Annotated in this window: 16 protein-coding genes; 15 read left to right on the top strand and 1 reads right to left on the bottom strand. The window is 67.9% G+C overall.

Annotated elements, in window-relative coordinates; translation table 11 throughout:
- Window positions 1-6: 6 nt before the first annotated feature.
- The 15 genes from FBZ87_RS23630 (at window position 7) to FBZ87_RS23700 (ending at window position 14,129) form a co-directional block, all read left to right on the top strand.
- Complete coding sequence (locus tag FBZ87_RS23630) at window positions 7-1,131, top strand: cysteine desulfurase family protein (protein ID WP_246134556.1); 1,125 nt, start codon at window positions 7-9, stop codon at window positions 1,129-1,131.
- A gap of 28 nt (window positions 1,132-1,159) precedes the next feature.
- Window positions 1,160-2,128: a squalene cyclase gene (locus FBZ87_RS23635; protein ID WP_145613042.1), complete on the top strand. Its 969-nt coding sequence runs from the start codon at window positions 1,160-1,162 to the stop codon at window positions 2,126-2,128.
- A 285-nt stretch (window positions 2,129-2,413) separates the two neighbouring features.
- The gene (locus tag FBZ87_RS23640; protein ID WP_145613043.1) at window positions 2,414-3,820 is read left to right on the top strand and encodes a hypothetical protein; all 1,407 of its coding nucleotides are present in this window, start codon (window positions 2,414-2,416) and stop codon (window positions 3,818-3,820) included.
- A 274-nt stretch (window positions 3,821-4,094) separates the two neighbouring features.
- The gene (locus FBZ87_RS23645) at window positions 4,095-5,321 is read left to right on the top strand and encodes a urate hydroxylase PuuD (RefSeq protein ID WP_145613044.1); all 1,227 of its coding nucleotides are present in this window, start codon (window positions 4,095-4,097) and stop codon (window positions 5,319-5,321) included.
- Window positions 5,322-5,335: 14 nt separating this feature from the next.
- Window positions 5,336-6,676: a guanine deaminase gene (gene guaD, locus FBZ87_RS23650; protein ID WP_145613045.1), complete on the top strand. Its 1,341-nt coding sequence runs from the start codon at window positions 5,336-5,338 to the stop codon at window positions 6,674-6,676.
- A 61-nt stretch (window positions 6,677-6,737) separates the two neighbouring features.
- Window positions 6,738-7,670, top strand: coding sequence for a LysR family transcriptional regulator (locus tag FBZ87_RS23655; protein ID WP_145613046.1), 933 nt, complete (start codon window positions 6,738-6,740; stop codon window positions 7,668-7,670).
- A 228-nt stretch (window positions 7,671-7,898) separates the two neighbouring features.
- Window positions 7,899-8,720, top strand: a complete 822-nt coding sequence (locus tag FBZ87_RS23660) for an urease accessory protein UreD (RefSeq protein ID WP_145613047.1) — start codon at window positions 7,899-7,901, stop codon at window positions 8,718-8,720.
- 13 nt (window positions 8,721-8,733) lie between these two features.
- Complete coding sequence (locus FBZ87_RS23665; protein WP_004273333.1) at window positions 8,734-9,036, top strand: urease subunit gamma; 303 nt, start codon at window positions 8,734-8,736, stop codon at window positions 9,034-9,036.
- 15 nt (window positions 9,037-9,051) lie between these two features.
- Window positions 9,052-9,369, top strand: coding sequence for an urease subunit beta (locus tag FBZ87_RS23670; RefSeq protein WP_145613088.1), 318 nt, complete (start codon window positions 9,052-9,054; stop codon window positions 9,367-9,369).
- On the top strand, window positions 9,369-11,093 hold the full coding sequence (gene ureC, locus FBZ87_RS23675; protein WP_145613048.1) for an urease subunit alpha: 1,725 nt from the start codon (window positions 9,369-9,371) through the stop codon (window positions 11,091-11,093). Before FBZ87_RS23670 ends, ureC begins: the two co-directional genes overlap by 1 nt.
- A gap of 11 nt (window positions 11,094-11,104) precedes the next feature.
- Window positions 11,105-11,665: an urease accessory protein UreE gene (locus FBZ87_RS23680; protein ID WP_246134557.1), complete on the top strand. Its 561-nt coding sequence runs from the start codon at window positions 11,105-11,107 to the stop codon at window positions 11,663-11,665.
- On the top strand, window positions 11,625-12,350 hold the full coding sequence (locus FBZ87_RS23685; protein ID WP_246134558.1) for an urease accessory protein UreF: 726 nt from the start codon (window positions 11,625-11,627) through the stop codon (window positions 12,348-12,350). Before FBZ87_RS23680 ends, FBZ87_RS23685 begins: the two co-directional genes overlap by 41 nt.
- Window positions 12,347-12,976 (top strand): urease accessory protein UreG, encoded by a 630-nt coding sequence (gene ureG / locus FBZ87_RS23690; protein ID WP_145613050.1) that lies wholly within the window; start codon window positions 12,347-12,349, stop codon window positions 12,974-12,976. The genes FBZ87_RS23685 and ureG overlap by 4 nt, the downstream gene beginning before the upstream one ends.
- 59 nt (window positions 12,977-13,035) lie before the next feature.
- Window positions 13,036-13,698: a HupE/UreJ family protein gene (locus FBZ87_RS23695; RefSeq protein ID WP_145613051.1), complete on the top strand. Its 663-nt coding sequence runs from the start codon at window positions 13,036-13,038 to the stop codon at window positions 13,696-13,698.
- Window positions 13,698-14,129 carry a hypothetical protein gene (locus FBZ87_RS23700; protein ID WP_145613052.1) on the top strand — a complete coding sequence of 144 codons (432 nt, stop codon included), beginning with the start codon at window positions 13,698-13,700 and terminating at the stop codon, window positions 14,127-14,129. The genes FBZ87_RS23695 and FBZ87_RS23700 overlap by 1 nt, the downstream gene beginning before the upstream one ends.
- Here the strand turns inward: FBZ87_RS23700 and FBZ87_RS23705 are convergent.
- Complete coding sequence (locus FBZ87_RS23705) at window positions 14,126-14,713, bottom strand: hypothetical protein (RefSeq protein ID WP_145613053.1); 588 nt, start codon at window positions 14,711-14,713, stop codon at window positions 14,126-14,128. The two genes, FBZ87_RS23700 and FBZ87_RS23705, sit on opposite strands and share 4 nt — an antisense overlap.
- Between the last annotated feature and the right edge of the window lie 31 nt (window positions 14,714-14,744).

The raw sequence follows: 14,744 nt of genomic DNA on the forward strand, positions 1-14,744 counted from the left end.
GGTCCGATGGCCGGCGCCGACACGGGCGTGATCTATCTGGATCATCTGGCCAGTACCCCCCTGGACCCCGCCGTGCTGGCCGCCATGCTGCCCTGGTTCCAGCCGGAGCGCGCCGGCAATGCCCAGTCCGCCCATCACAATCCCGGCCGCCAGGCGGCGCGGGCCATCGCCCAGGCGGCTCATGCCGTGGCGGCGCTGGTGGATGCGCCGGCGGATGCGACAGTCACCTTCACCCCCAGCGCCAGCGAGGCCAACCGCCTGGCGCTCCAGGGGCTGGCGCCGGCCGGCGCCCCGCTGCTGGTCTCGGCCATCGAACATGACAGCGTGCTGCGCCAACTGGACGGCCTGCGCGCCGCCGGCCATGCCGTGACCCTGCTGCCGGTGGACGGCCAAGGCGTCATCCGTCTGGATGCGCTTGAGGCCGCCTTGAGCCGGGCCGGTCCCCGGCCCGTGCTGTCGCTCATGGCCGCCAACAATGAGGTCGGCAGCCTGCAGCCGCTGGCGGCGGTGGCCGACCTGTGCCGCCGCCATGGCGCCCTGTGGCACTGTGATGGGGTGCAGCGCGTGGCCACCGGGCCGCTGGCCCTGGGCGGAAAAGATCGTTCCGGGCCCGATATGATCACCCTGTCGGCGCATAAACTCTATGGGCCGCAGGGCGTGGGCGCGCTGGTGGCTCGGGCGGGGTTGGCGCCGGCGGCACCATGGTCCTGGGGTACGCCGCCCACCGCCTTGATCATGGGCTTTGCCGAGGCGGCACGGCTGGTCCTGCGGCGGCGCGACGCGGATCGCGATCATCTGGTGGCGCTGACGGCGCGGCTGTGGGCGGGCCTGAGCGCCACCGTTCCCGGCGTCACGCGCAACGGCCCGGCCGATGGCCTGCCCGGCTGTCTCAATGTCACGCTGCCGGGCGTGGACGCCGCCGACCTGCTGCTGGATCTGCCCGACCTGGCGTTGTCCACCGGCTCCGCCTGCCGCTCCGCCACCGGCCAGCCCTCGCATGTGCTGACGGCGATGGGCCTGGATGCGGCGGCGGCCTTCGGCAGCCTGCGCTTCGGCCTGGGCCGGGGTACTACCGAGGCGGCGGTAGATCTGGCGGTGGGCCGCCTCGCCGCGGCGTTGCGGGCGCGCTAGTATCCAGGCGCACAATCGGGAGCATCCCATGCCTGACCAGGACGCCGTGATCCTTTGGCTTATGCGGTCCGACGCGGCCATCCGCTGGCAGGTGATGCGTGACCTGCTGGACTTGCCGGAAGCGGATTGGGCAGCGGAACGCGCCAAGGTGGAAACCGAAGGCTGGGGCGCCCGGCTGCTGGCCTGCCAGGACGCGGACGGGCAATGGGCCGGCGGCGCCTTCTTCCCCGCCGACTTCACCCCCGACGAATGGCATCGCAGCGGCCAGCCCTGGACCGCCACGGCCTTCGCGCTGGACCAGTTGCGCGAATTCGGCCTGGACCCGGCGACGGAGCGGGCCCGGCGCACCGTCGCCCTGGTCGGCGCGCATTCCCGCTGGGACGAGGGCGGCCAGCCCTACTGGCAGGGCGAGGTGGAGGAATGCATCAACGGCCGCACCGTGGCCAACGGCGCCTATTTCGGCGCCGACGTCGCCGCCCTGGTCGAACGCCTGGTGGGCGACCGCCAGCCGGACGGCGGCTGGAATTGCGAGCGCGCCGCCGGCTCCACCTGTTCCTCCTTCGCCAGCACCCTCAACGTGCTGGAAGGGCTACTAGAGTATGAGCGCGCCACCGGCGGCACCGACCGCTCACGCGATGCGCGGCGGACGGGGGAGGACTACCTGCTGTCCCGCCATCTGTTCCGCCGCCTGACGACGGGCGAACCGGCCGACCCGCAGTTCCTGGACCTGCTGCACCCCAACCGCTGGCGCTATGACATCCTGCGCGCCCTGGACTATTTCCGCGCCGCCGGCCAACTGACCGGGGCCCAGCCCGACCTCCGCCTGGCCGAGGGCGTCGCCCACCTGCGGTCCCGCCGCCAGCCGGACGGCACCTGGCCGCTGGACTGGGACTTGCGCGGGCGGGTGTGGTTCAAGGTCAACGACGGGCCAGGCAAGCCGTCGCGCTGGATCACCCTGCGGGCGCTGCGGGTGTTGAGATGGTGGGGGCGGGGATGATTGTGCGGTGGCACATAGGGTGGGCCAATCCATCATCTTGGTGTAGCAGTTATATTAACGCAGCCAGCGCGCGCCTTGCATTCGAAGCAGCAATCTACAAACGTCCAGGGCACTGCTAGCCGGCTCGGAGAGGTGGTTAGTGTATGATTTGACGTGCGGAAGTGATCCGAAGCCGGAGGCAGCTTCTGAATGGTTGCTTTCATGAGCCTTACCATGGCTTTCTTGGCTAAGCAGATCGTTGGCGCTACCTGCATAAAGGTGCCGGGAAACGTTTGAGGTGCACCTGTGAGTAACGATTTGAATTTCAATCCGTTTACGCCCCGTGAAGCATTTGCGCTGGTCCTGGACAGGATTTTTCGAAGTAATCGCCTTGCCAATAAGAGTTTTGATGATATTGGAGTTCATTATAGAACTATCGGTGGGTGGAGAAAGGGTAATAGTTTTCCGCTATACTCGAATTTCGAATATCTTCTAGGTGGACTTAAAGCAAGGGGTATTAATACAGAGGAACTTGAGACGGCATATAGGCTTGCAAGCGCACGAGATTTAGCCAATCAATTTTCGGACAATGTCGAAACTAAAACCATCGAAGATGCGGCGCGACAGGTACCTGCCGCCTATCGGTTTGGGATTTACGACCGGAAGATTGATGCGCTGCCGGAGAATCCAGAGACGCTCGACCGGGAAATCGCGCAGGACCTATACGACGCTTTCGCTCGCAAGCTCGATGAGCTGATCTTGCGGCTGAACCGCTCAAACGCGGATGCTTATGCGGCAAGCGCGGTTGAGCGCGTGCGGGGTAGCCTGGGCGAAAATTTCGATGAAATGCGCCCAGGCGTCGTGTTGGGGCATTTTCGCACCATTGAGGCCATCGTCGCAGGGTTCGATACCGAGGAGGGCAGGGCGGCCCTTTTCCCTGACGCTATCGCCATCTTTAATGACGTCAACTTGACAGGGCAGGATCTGCTCGCGTGCTTTCCAAATGTGCGCCGCATCGAACGCGCGCGTATCGCGGCTGATATCGAGAAGAATCCCGAGGTCATTAAGGAGATCCGGCGGCAGACGGGTGCCATCAAGACTGCGGCGGCCGAAAGCGGGATCGTTGCGCCGGGGGCATTGAAGGCCCTCCGGGAGAATGATCCTGATATTGAACAGGCAGGTGATGTTGGGTTGGTGGCAGATCTAACCGCCGACGAAGCGCTTATCTCCAGAAACTTTGTTGGCGAACTGCTGCGAAGCGCCTGGGATGTTGTAGGGGATGACTTAAAGGCAGGAAGCAAAATCGCGGCCCGCATCCTTCCTCCACTGGCAGTTATTGCGCTTGTAACCCTCATTGCGGGGCCTATTGGGGGACTGGCGGCCGTAGTGCGCGGTGATCTATTTAAGACAGTTCGCGGAGGATTGGAGGCCGTTCAAGCCACACGGCGGGGCGGAAAGATTCTACAAGTAGAGCCACTCGATCTGTTTCCGTCCAAGGCGGCAAGCAAGCAACTCGGCATATCGTTGCGGCATTTTCGAGCGCTGGTTAGAGCCAACATGGTGGAGAAGCCGCATTTGGAGGTTAAGAAGGGTAAATCCGTTGAATATTTTGTCACTAATGATTGGATAGAAAGAACGAGGAAAGTTCTCGAAAGGCGTGACAGCATCGCACGCCAATTATTGGTGGAGAAAAAAATAATAGTAAAAAGATAAACAAGTGCAGTCATTATACGACAAATCATGATACGGTTACGCAGCTATAATTTCCAATAACATCCACAAATTGAATTATATTGAAATGATATTGATTTATATTATCGAGTTATTTTTATTGACTTAAAGATTTACTAAATACTATCACGTCTGTGACGGGGGAGCCTGTCTTTCCATGATTTTTGAAGCTGTTGCCGATACGCGAACCCTGGCGCGGCGGCGCCCGGCCCCGTAGCGTTGTGCGGTTGCGAGACAAAAAGCGGGCGGCGGGGCCATGGAGTTCATTTTTTGGGAATGGGTCAATACGCTGGCGCGCTGGCTGCATATCGTGGCGGCCGTGGCGTGGATCGGATCCTCCTTCTACTTCATGGCCTTGGATGCCAGCCTGCGCAAGCGGCCGCACCTGCCCCAGGGTGTGCAGGGGGAGGCCTGGCAGGTCCACGGCGGCGGCTTCTACAACATGGTGAAGTATCTGGTGGCGCCCAGCCAGATGCCGGCCGAGCTCACCTGGTTCAAGTGGGAGGCCTACACCACCTGGCTCAGCGGCTTTTTCCTGCTGTGCGTCCTTTATTACCGGGGCGCCGACCTGCTGCTGATCGACCAGTCGGTCATGGCGCTCACGCAAGGACAGGCCATAGGCCTCAGCGTCGGCCTGCTGGCCGCGGGCTGGATCGTCTATGACCTGATGTGCCGCTCTCCCCTGGGCCGGCACAACGGTGCCCTGGCGGCGGTGGGCTTCGTCTTCCTGGTGGCGGCCTGCTGGGGCACGACCCACGTTTTCAGCCCGCGCGGCGCCATGCTGCAGATGGGCGCCCTGATCGGCACCATGATGGTGGCCAACGTCTTCCTGCTGATCATCCCCAACCAGCGCAAGGTGGTCGCCACCCTGCTGGCCGGCGGCACGCCGGACGCCAGCCTGGGCAAGGCGGCGAAGCAGCGGTCCATGCACAACAACTACCTGACCCTGCCGGTCGTCTTCCTCATGATCGGCAACCATTATCCGCTGACCTACGCCACCCGCTACAACTGGGTGATCTTCGCCGTCATCCTGGTGGTGGGCGCCAGCGTCCGCCATTTCTTCAACACCAAGCATGCCGGCAAGCCGGCGCCGTGGTGGACCTGGGGCGTGGCCGCCGCCGGCATCCTGCTGACCGCGTGGCTGAGTGCGCAAGGGTCGGCCGACGGCGGCCCTGCCGCTGGCGCTGCAACCTCCACCACCGCCACCTTTGCCCAGGCGCAGGAGGTGGTGATGAACCGGTGCAGCATGTGCCACACGGCGGCCCCGGCCTGGGACGGCATCAACGCCCCGCCGCATGGCGTCATCCTTGACAATCCGGGCGATATCCTGCGCCATGCCGACGACATCCGGCGCCAGGCCGCGCTCAGCAGCGCCATGCCGCCCGGCAATGTCACCCTGATCACGCCGGAGGAACGGGCCATCCTGGCCGCCTGGTCCGCCGGTGCGGCATCGCCCCATGCGGCATCCGCAAGCGTCCCGTAACCTGGATATTCGTCATGGCGTTCACCCCCGGCACCACCGCCCTGCGCGGCCGGCTTTTGACCTTCCTGCGCGCGCCCCAGGGCCCGGGTGACCGCGACAGCTATTGGTACATCGCCGACGGGCTGGTGGTGGTCACGGCCGGCCGCATCACGGCGGTGGGGGATGCCTCGGACCTGCTACCCACCCTGCCGGCCGGGATGGCGGTGGACCATTACCCCGACAGCCTGATCCTGCCGGGCTTCATCGACACCCACATCCACTTCCCCCAGACCCAGGTCATCGCCTCCTACGGGGCGCAGTTGATGGAGTGGCTGGAGAAGTACACCTTCATCGAGGAACAGCGGTACGCCGACCACGCGCACGCCAGCCGCAACGCCCGCTTCTTCCTGGATGAACTGGCCCGCAACGGCACGACGTCGGCTGTGGTCTACGGCAGCGTCCACCCCGGCTCGGTCAAGGCCCTGTTCACGGAGGCGGAGGCGCGCGGCGTGGGCCTGGTGGCGGGCAAGGTCATGATGGACCGCCACGCCCCCAACGCCCTGACCGACACCGCCCAGACCAGCTACGACCATTCCAAGGCGCTGATCGGCGCCTGGCACGGCGTGGGCCGCCAGCGCTACGCCGTCACCCCGCGCTTCGCCATCACCTCCACGCCCGAACAGCTGGCGGCGGCGGGTGCGCTGCTGCGTGAGCATCCCGGCGTCTACATGCAGACCCACCTGTCAGAGAACCATGAGGAGATCCGCCAAGTGGCGCGCCTGTATCCGGAGGCCGCGGATTACCTGGACGTCTACGACCGCTACGGCCTGCTGGGCGACCGCTCGCTGTTCGGCCATTGCATCCATCTGAGCGAGCGGGAAATGGCCCGGATGCATGAGACGGCATCCATCGCCGTCTTCTGCCCCACCAGCAACCTGTTCATCGGCAGCGGCCTATTCGATCGCGCTGCCTTGGAGAACCCGGCCCGGCCGGTGCGCCTGGGCCTGGCCACCGATGTGGGCGGCGGCACCAGCTATTCCCTGCTGCAGACGGCGGGGGAGGGGTACAAGGTCCTGCAACTGCGCGGCCAAAGCTGGCCGGCGCTGGCCGCCTTCGACCTCATGACCCGGGGCAACGCGGCAGCCCTCGGCCTGACGGAGGAGATCGGCCAGATTGCCCCCGGCCGCTACGCCGACCTGGTGGTGCTGGACCCCTCCGCCACCCCCGCCATGGCCCATCGGCGCGAGGCCATCCAGGGCGACCTGGAGGAAGAGCTGTTCCTGCTGATGACCCTGGGGGACGACCGCGCCGTGCGCGCGACCTATATCCAGGGCCAGCGGGTGCACAATCGGGATGGCGGCCCCGCCCTTGCATGATATCGCCCCCGGGTGAGATTATCTGCCTGGAAAAACGGCCGTTTAGTCGGGGGACGGGGTGATGGCCCTGCTGGAGAACATGCAGGTCTTCGTGCGCGTGGTGGACCTGGGCAGCCTGTCGGCGGCCGGGCGCAACCTGCGCATGTCGCCGGCCCTGGTCAGCCACCGCATCCAGCAGCTGGAGGCGCACCTGGGCGCCCGGCTGCTGAACCGCACCACCCGCCAGTTGCAGGCCACCGAAACCGGCCAGGTCTTCTACCAGCATTGCCTGGAGGTGCTGGAGGCGGTGGAGCGGGCGCACAGCAGCATCGCGGCCGAGGGCGGCGCCCCCTCGGGTAGCGTGCGGGTGACGGCCCCCCTGGGCTTCGGCCGGCGCGTGCTGGGCCCCTTGGTGCCGGAGTTCCGCGCCGCCAACCCCATGGTGGACGTGCGCCTGCGCCTGTCCGACCACCTGCTGGATCTGCTGCGCGAGTCCGTGGACATGGCCATTCGCATGGCCACACTGAAGGACAGCAGCTTCGTCGTGCGCAAGATCGCCGACCTGCGCCGGGTGCTGGTGGCGGCACCCCGGTATCTGGAGGCGCGCGGCCGGCCCACGGCGCCGTCCGACCTGCTGGAGCATGACTGCCTGCTGCTGCGCTTCCCCGGCACGCAGCAGTACCGCTGGACGCTGACCAGTCCCGGGAAGGACGAGGGCAAGAGCACCAAGCTGTCCATCGCCGGCCCCATGGACGCCGACGACGGCGACGTGCTGACCCGTTGGGCCGTGGATGGCCATGGCATCGCCCTGAAGCCCCTGTGGGAGGTGGCGGAGGAGGTGAAGTCCGGTGCCCTGGAAATCGTGATGCCCGAGCACCCGCCTGAGCCGGTGCAGCTGGCCATCGTCTATCCGCACCGCGCGCTGTTGCCGGCCAAGGTGCAGTCCCTGTCCGATTTCCTGGTGCCGCGCGTGCGCAGCCTGCTGGCCGCCAGCCATCCGGATGCCGTGCTGTGAGGGGGCGGCCCGTACGTCAAATGACGTATGGGGCCTGCCCATCTTTTAAGCGCACATCGACAGGCGCCCAATTTCTGGGCGATGATCGTCGCCCGCGCGGGTGGGCGTGCCAAGCTGACCGCGTGGTCAACCCCTGGCACGGCGGTTGCGAACCGCCGGCCGGGAAACAGTGGGGTGGCCTGGGAATGACGCGGGACGGAACAGCGCCGAAGGGGAACGGGGGGTGTTGTGCCTGACGCCGCCTTGGGACCGGCCAGCCGACTGCAGCGCCTGGAGGGCCGCGTCGTCCTGGGTGTGAAGGCGGACGCGGACGGCATCACCCGCCTGGATCGCCTCTACCAGTCCGGTTCCGCGCGCCTGCGCCTGCCCAAGGGGCCGGGGGTGGAGGGCGTGCTGATCAACACCGGCGGCGGCCTGACCGGCGGCGACGTGCTGGAGACGGAGGTGATCGTGGCGGCCGGCGCCCGCGCCACCGTCACCACCCAGGCCGCCGAGAAGGTCTACCGCGCCAGCGCCGGGGAGGCGCGGGTGCTGAACCGCCTGGTGGTGGCTGGCCGGCTGGACTGGCTGCCGCAGGAGACCATCCTGTTCGATGGCGCCCGCCTGTGCCGCCGGTTGGAGGTGGACATGGCGCCGGACGCCACCCTGCTGGCGGCGGAGGCCACGGTGTTCGGCCGCACCGCCCGGGGGGAGCGGGTGACCCACGGCCTGTTCCGGGATGACTGGCGCATCCGCCGGGGTGGCCGCCTGGCCTATGCCGACGCCGTGCGGCTTGAGGGTGACATTGATGCCCAGCTGGCGCGCGCGGCGGTGGCCGGCGGCGGCCGTGCGGTGGCGTCCTGCCTTTATGTGGCGGAAGATGCGGAAGCCCGGGTGGACGCGGTACGCGAGGTGTTGCGTGTCGACGGTGTGAAGGCCGGGGCCAGCACCTGGAACGGCCTGCTGGCCCTGCGCCTGGTGGCGCCCGACGGCCAGGCCCTGCTGCGCGCCTGGGCGCCCCTGATCGAATTCCTGCGCGGGACGCCGGTCCCGCGCGTCTGGCGTTGCTGATGGAGGATATGCGGTGAACCTGACCCCGCGTGAGAAGGACAAGCTGCTGATCGCCATGGCGGCCATGGTGGCGCGCCGCCGCCTGGAACGGGGCGTGAAGCTGAACCACCCCGAGGCCATCGCTCTCATCACCGACTTCGTGGTCGAAGGCGCCCGCGACGGCCGCCCGGTGGCGGAGCTGATGGACCAGGGGGCCCATGTGGTGGGCCGCCACCAGGTGATGGAGGGCATCGCCGAGATGATCCCCGACGTGCAGGTGGAGGCGACATTCCCCGATGGGGTGAAGCTGGTCACCGTCCATAACCCCATCCGCTGAGGTGCCGTGATGACGATGATCCCGGGACAAGTCTACACCGATGAGGGCGAGATCGAGCTGAACGCCGGCCTGCCCACGGTGACGCTGGACGTGGCCAACACCGGCGACCGGCCCATCCAGGTTGGCAGCCACTTCCATTTCTTCGAGACCAACGCGGGCCTGAGCTTCGACCGCGCCCAGGCCTATGGCCACCGGCTGGACATCGCCGCCGGCACGGCGGTGCGGTTCGAGCCGGGGCAGACCCGCACCGTCACCCTGGTGCCCTATCGCGGCGCCCGGATGGTCCACGGCTTCAACGCCCAGGTTTCCGGTCCCCTTAAGGGAGGCAATTGATGGCCGTGAGGATCAGCCGCGCCGCCTATGCGGACATGTTTGGCCCCACCGTGGGCGACCGGGTGCGCCTGGCCGACACCGACCTGATCGTGGAGGTGGAGAAGGACTTCACCACCTATGGCGAGGAGGTGAAGTTCGGCGGCGGCAAGGTCATTCGCGACGGCATGGGCCAGTCGCAGGCCACGCGCGCCCAGGGGCCAATGGGGGGTGCCGTCGACACCGTCATCACCAACGCCCTGATCATCGACCACTGGGGCATCGTCAAGGCCGACGTGGGCCTGCGCGACGGCCGCATCCACCACATCGGCAAGGCCGGCAACCCCGATGTGCAGCCGGGGGTGGACATCATCGTCGGGCCGGGAACGGAGGTCATCGCGGGCGAGGGCAAGATCCTCACCGCCGGCGGCATCGATACCCACATCCACTTCATCTGCCCGCAGCAGATCGAAGAGGCGCTGATGTCCGGCGTCACCACCATGCTGGGCGGCGGCACCGGCCCCGCCACGGGTACCAACGCCACCACCTGCACGCCCGGCCCGTGGCACCTGGCCCGCATGCTGGAGGCGGCGGAGGCCTTCCCCATGAACCTGGCCTTCGCCGGCAAGGGCAACGCGGCACTGCCGGCGGCGCTGGAGGAACAGGTGCGCGCCGGGGCGGCCGCCCTGAAGCTGCATGAGGACTGGGGCACCACCCCGGCCGCCATCGACACCTGCCTGGGTGTGGGCGACCGCTTCGACGTGCAGGTGATGATCCATTCCGACACGCTGAACGAGTCCGGCTTCGTTGAGGACACGATCGCCGCTTTCAAGGGCCGCACCATCCACGCCTACCATACCGAGGGGGCGGGCGGCGGCCACGCGCCGGACATCATCAAGGTCTGCGGCCTGGCCAACGTCATCCCATCCTCGACCAACCCGACGCGGCCCTATACCCGCAACACGGTGGATGAGCATCTGGACATGCTCATGGTCTGCCACCACCTGGACCCCAACATTCCCGAGGACGTGGCCTTCGCCGAAAGCCGCATCCGGCGCGAGACCATCGCGGCGGAGGATGTGCTGCACGACCTGGGCGCCCTCTCCATCATCTCCTCCGACAGCCAGGCCATGGGCAGGGTGGGGGAGGTGCTGATCCGCACCTGGCAGACGGCGCACAAGATGAAGGTGCAGCGCGGCCGCCTGGGCGAAGAGACGGGCGAGAACGACAACGCCCGGGTGAAGCGCTACATCGCCAAGGTCACCATCAACCCCGCCGTCGCCCACGGCATGAGCGCGTATGTGGGGTCCATCGCCGCCGGCAAGCTGGCCGACCTGGTGCTGTGGTCCCCGGCCTTCTTCGGGGTGAAGCCGGATCTGGTGCTGAAGATGGGCACCATCGTGGCCGCGCCCATGGGCGACCCCAACGCCAGCATCCCCACGCCCCAGCCGGTGCACTACCGCCCCATGTTCGGCGCCTATGGCCGGGCGGTGCGGCGCAGCGCCGTCACCTTCGTCTCGCAGGCGGCCCTGGACGATGGGCTGGGCCAGCGCCTGGGTCTGGAAAAGACCCTGTTGGCCGTGGCCAACACCCGGGGCGGCATCGGCAAGGCCGCCATGGTGCACAACAACGCCACGCCGCAGGTGGAGGTGGACCCGGAAACCTATGAGGTTCGGGTGGACGGCCAGATCGTCACCTGCGAACCCGCCGACGTGCTGCCCCTGGCGCAGCGCTATTTCCTGTTCTGAGGATCGCCGCCTTGAGTGAAGACCTTCCGCCTTTGACTGATTTGCCCCGGGCCCACACCGTCCTGCCCGCCGGCTATTGGGATGCCGCCAAGGCGGTGGGCACCGTGACGCTGGATTTCGACCACCGCTGCCGCCGGCGCCTGCGGCTGGAGCGGGACGGGAACGGTGGGGCCGTCCTGCTGGACCTGCCCAGCCCCCGGCACATCCGCGACGGCGACGGGCTGGTGCTGACCGGTGTCGGCACCGTGGCGGTCAAGGCGGCACCGGAGGATTTGATGGAGGTGCGGTGCGAGGCCATCGCCGACCTGCTGCGCATGGCCTGGCACATCGGCAACCGCCACATCCCGGCCGAACTGCGCGGCGACCGCCTGCGCATCCGTGCCGACCATGTGCTGGCCGACATGCTGACCGGCCTGGGCGCCATCGTCACCCCCGTCTCCGCCCCCTTCGACCCCGAGGGCGGCGCCTATGGCGACAGCCCGGCCGGCGGTGGGCATGGTCACTCCCACGGTCATGGGCATGATCACGACCATGGACACGACCATCACCACCACGGGCACGGCCATGGCTGAGGCCGTCACCGACGCTGCCGGCGTCTACCGCCTCATGACCTGGCTGACGGCCAGTTTCCCGGTGGGCGCCTTTTCCTACAGCCACGGCCTGGAATGGGGGGTGGAGGACGGCACCATCCGCACGGTGGATGCCCTGGCGGCCTGGGTGGACGATCTGCTGACCCTGGGCTCCGGCTGGAACGACGCCGTGCTGGTGGCGGCGGCCTGGCGCGCCTCAGCGGCGGGCGACTGGACGGGCCTGGCCGAGGCGGCGGAACTGGCGGCCGCCCTGACGCCTACGGCGGAGCGGCGGCTGGAAAGCCTGTCCCAGGGCCGCGCCTTCGCCGCCGCCATCGCCTCGGCCTGGCCGTGTGAGGCCATCGACCGGCTGAAGGCGATGGGCGGTGACCTGGCCTACCCCGTGGCGGTGGGCGCGGTGGCGGCCGGCCATGGCCTCAGCCTGCCCGCCACCCTGCTGGGCTATCTGCACGGCTTCGTCGGCAACCTGGTGTCGGCGGCCCTGCGCCTGGTGCCCCTGGGCCAGACGGATGGTCAGCGCGCGTTGGCGCGGCTGGAACCGCTGGTGCTGGCCACCGCGGCCCGTGCGGCCCTCAGCACCCTGGATGATCTGGGCGGGGCGGCCTGGGTGGCCGACATCGCCTCCATGAACCACGAGACGCAATACACGAGGTTGTTCCGCTCATGAGCACGTCTACGTCTTCACCCCATGGCCCGCTGCGGGTGGGCATCGGCGGCCCCGTCGGCTCCGGCAAGACCGCGTTGATGGAGGCGCTGTGCAAGCGGTTCCGCGACATCTACAACATCGTCGCCATCACCAACGACATCTACACCAAGGAGGACGCGCTGATCCTGACGCGCGTCGGCGCCCTGGATCCCGACCGCATCCTGGGGGTGGAGACGGGCGGCTGCCCCCACACCGCCATCCGCGAGGACGCGTCCATCAACCTGGCGGCGGTGGACCAGATGAACGCCAAGTTTCCCGGCCTGGACATCATCTTGATCGAATCCGGCGGCGACAACCTGGCCGCCACCTTCAGCCCGGAACTGGCCGACATCACCATCTACGTCATCGACGTGGCGGCGGGGGAGAAGATCCCGCGCAAGGGCGGCCCCGGCATCACCCGGTCCGACCTGCTGGTCATCAACAAGATCGACCTGGCCCCCCTGGTGGGTGCCAGCCTGGAGGTGATGGACAGCGACACCAAGCGCATGCGGGGCGAACGCCCCTACGTCTTCACCAATCTGAAGACGGCGCAGGGACTGGACGTCGTCACCCGCTTCATCGAACGCGCCGGCGGCCTGGCCGCTTAGTGGATTCAGAGCGGCTTGGCCGCCAGAGCTTCATAGACATCGAACAGGGGAACCCGACCATGATGCACCGCCGCCTGCTGTCCGCCCTGGCCGTCGCTGCCGCTTTCGCCCCCGCCGTGGCGATGGCCCACCCCGGCATGCCCGGCCACACCCACGGCTTCACCGATGGCTTCGCCCACCCCTTCGGCGGGCTGGACCATCTGGCCGCCATGACCGGCGTGGGCCTGTGGGCTGGGCAGCAGGCCAAAGGGGGGCAGGCCAAAGGGGGGCAGGCCAAAGGGGGGCAGGCCAAAGGGGGGCAGGCCAAAGGGGGGCAGGGCAGCCGGGCGGTGTGGCTGTGGCCGCTGGCCTTCCTCGCCCTGCTGGTGGCCGGTGCCATTGCCGGCGCCAACGGCCTGGCGCTGCCGGGTGTCGAGTGGGGCATCGTCCTGTCGGTGGCGGCCCTGGGCTGGCTGACGGCCTTCGGCGCCCGGCTGCCCTTGGCCGCCGGCGCCGCCCTGATCGCCGCTTTCGCCCTCTGCCACGGCGCCGCCCATGGGGTGGAGATGCCGGCGGACGCCGATGGCCTGGCCTACGGCCTGGGCTTCGTCACCGCCTCCGCCACCTTGCATCTGGCCGGCGTCGCCCTGTCCCGCCTGGCGGAGCGTGCCGGCTTGGCCCTGGTCCCGCGCCTGGCTGGCCTGGGTTTAGCGGCCATGGCGCCGCTGTTGCTGGCGGTGTGATGAGGCGCCTGCTTCTCCTCGGTGCGCTGGCCGGTGTCGCCGTCCCGGCCATGGCGGCAGATACGCCGCGTTGGATGGGCAACGGCGACAAGGCCGGCCTCGCCCATGACGGGGCGGGGGAGTTTTCCGGCATGGCGTTGGGCTGTGAGGCCGGCCCCCTGACCCTGTGGCTGGAAACCGACTGCGGTGGGGACGACACCTGTCCCGTGGCCCTGGTCCTGGATGGCCGCCCCATGCTCCTGGGCGTGGGACGGTATGTCGCCGACGGGATGAGCGGCGTGCTGGTGCCATTCCCGGCCGCGGCGCTGGACCGCCTGGGCCGCGCCCGCCGCCTACAGTTTCGCATAGGGTCGGCAGTGAGCCCGGCAATCACCACCGAGGGCTTGGCCGGGGCAATGAGTGCATTGAAAGCCAACTGCGCGGCGTCCTAGCACCCCACGCCCACGGCATAGAAATGCCCGCCCAGTGCCGTGCGCACGCGATAGCCATAGGGGCAGGCGAGGTCGGTGTGCTCGGTCCGCGCCTTCCAGGAGGCGGATTGCCGCTCGGGCGGCAAGGTAATCTCATCGCTCTCGTCATAGACCAGGCTGGTCGAGGCGACGATGAAGCCACCCCAGCCCCAGACCAACAGCTTCGGCTCGCCAATGCTGGGCAGCGCGCGGACCTGGGCCAGGTAGGAGGGGCGTCCCTTGGCGAAGTGCAGGTGGTCCCCCAGCGACTGCGCGCCGCCCATGACCAGGCGGGGGTGCACCACCGTCACCAGGAAGGCCAGGGGCAGTATCGCGAGTGATAGGGCGCGCCGGGGCCGCCTGTCACGGCGCGCCCGCACCGCCTGGCGTGCCGCCCCCATCGCAGCACCACACCAGAGCGCGAGGAGCGCGAGCAGCGCCAGGGCGTCGAACGGCGGTTCCCACTCAAGCGCGGTGTCGACCAGCACCAGGCCGGCGAAGAGGACGGCGACGGCCAGGATGGGCCAGATGGCGGGACGGTCGGGCGCAAGGGCGGCGGTGGGCATGGGGCAGCTCGGGCGGTTGAGGAATAGCCGC

The organism is Nitrospirillum amazonense (genome assembly GCF_007828035.1).
Taxonomy (GTDB): Bacteria; Pseudomonadota; Alphaproteobacteria; order Azospirillales; family Azospirillaceae; genus Nitrospirillum; species Nitrospirillum amazonense.

What these genes read in the sequence shown, in the direction of transcription:
- FBZ87_RS23630 (WP_246134556.1), top strand. Translation starts at nt 7, where the DNA reads ATGGCCGGCGCCGACACGGGCGTGATCTATCTGGATCATCTGGCCAGT.
- FBZ87_RS23635 (WP_145613042.1), top strand. Translation starts at nt 1,160, where the DNA reads ATGCCTGACCAGGACGCCGTGATCCTTTGGCTTATGCGGTCCGACGCG.
- FBZ87_RS23645 (WP_145613044.1), top strand. Translation starts at nt 4,095, where the DNA reads ATGGAGTTCATTTTTTGGGAATGGGTCAATACGCTGGCGCGCTGGCTG.
- guaD (WP_145613045.1), top strand. Translation starts at nt 5,336, where the DNA reads ATGGCGTTCACCCCCGGCACCACCGCCCTGCGCGGCCGGCTTTTGACC.
- FBZ87_RS23655 (WP_145613046.1), top strand. Translation starts at nt 6,738, where the DNA reads ATGGCCCTGCTGGAGAACATGCAGGTCTTCGTGCGCGTGGTGGACCTG.
- FBZ87_RS23670 (WP_145613088.1), top strand. Translation starts at nt 9,052, where the DNA reads ATGATCCCGGGACAAGTCTACACCGATGAGGGCGAGATCGAGCTGAAC.
- ureC (WP_145613048.1), top strand. Translation starts at nt 9,369, where the DNA reads ATGGCCGTGAGGATCAGCCGCGCCGCCTATGCGGACATGTTTGGCCCC.
- FBZ87_RS23685 (WP_246134558.1), top strand. Translation starts at nt 11,625, where the DNA reads ATGGACACGACCATCACCACCACGGGCACGGCCATGGCTGAGGCCGTC.
- ureG (WP_145613050.1), top strand. Translation starts at nt 12,347, where the DNA reads ATGAGCACGTCTACGTCTTCACCCCATGGCCCGCTGCGGGTGGGCATC.
- FBZ87_RS23695 (WP_145613051.1), top strand. Translation starts at nt 13,036, where the DNA reads ATGATGCACCGCCGCCTGCTGTCCGCCCTGGCCGTCGCTGCCGCTTTC.
- FBZ87_RS23700 (WP_145613052.1), top strand. Translation starts at nt 13,698, where the DNA reads ATGAGGCGCCTGCTTCTCCTCGGTGCGCTGGCCGGTGTCGCCGTCCCG.
- FBZ87_RS23705 (WP_145613053.1), bottom strand. Translation starts at nt 14,713, where the DNA reads ATGCCCACCGCCGCCCTTGCGCCCGACCGTCCCGCCATCTGGCCCATC.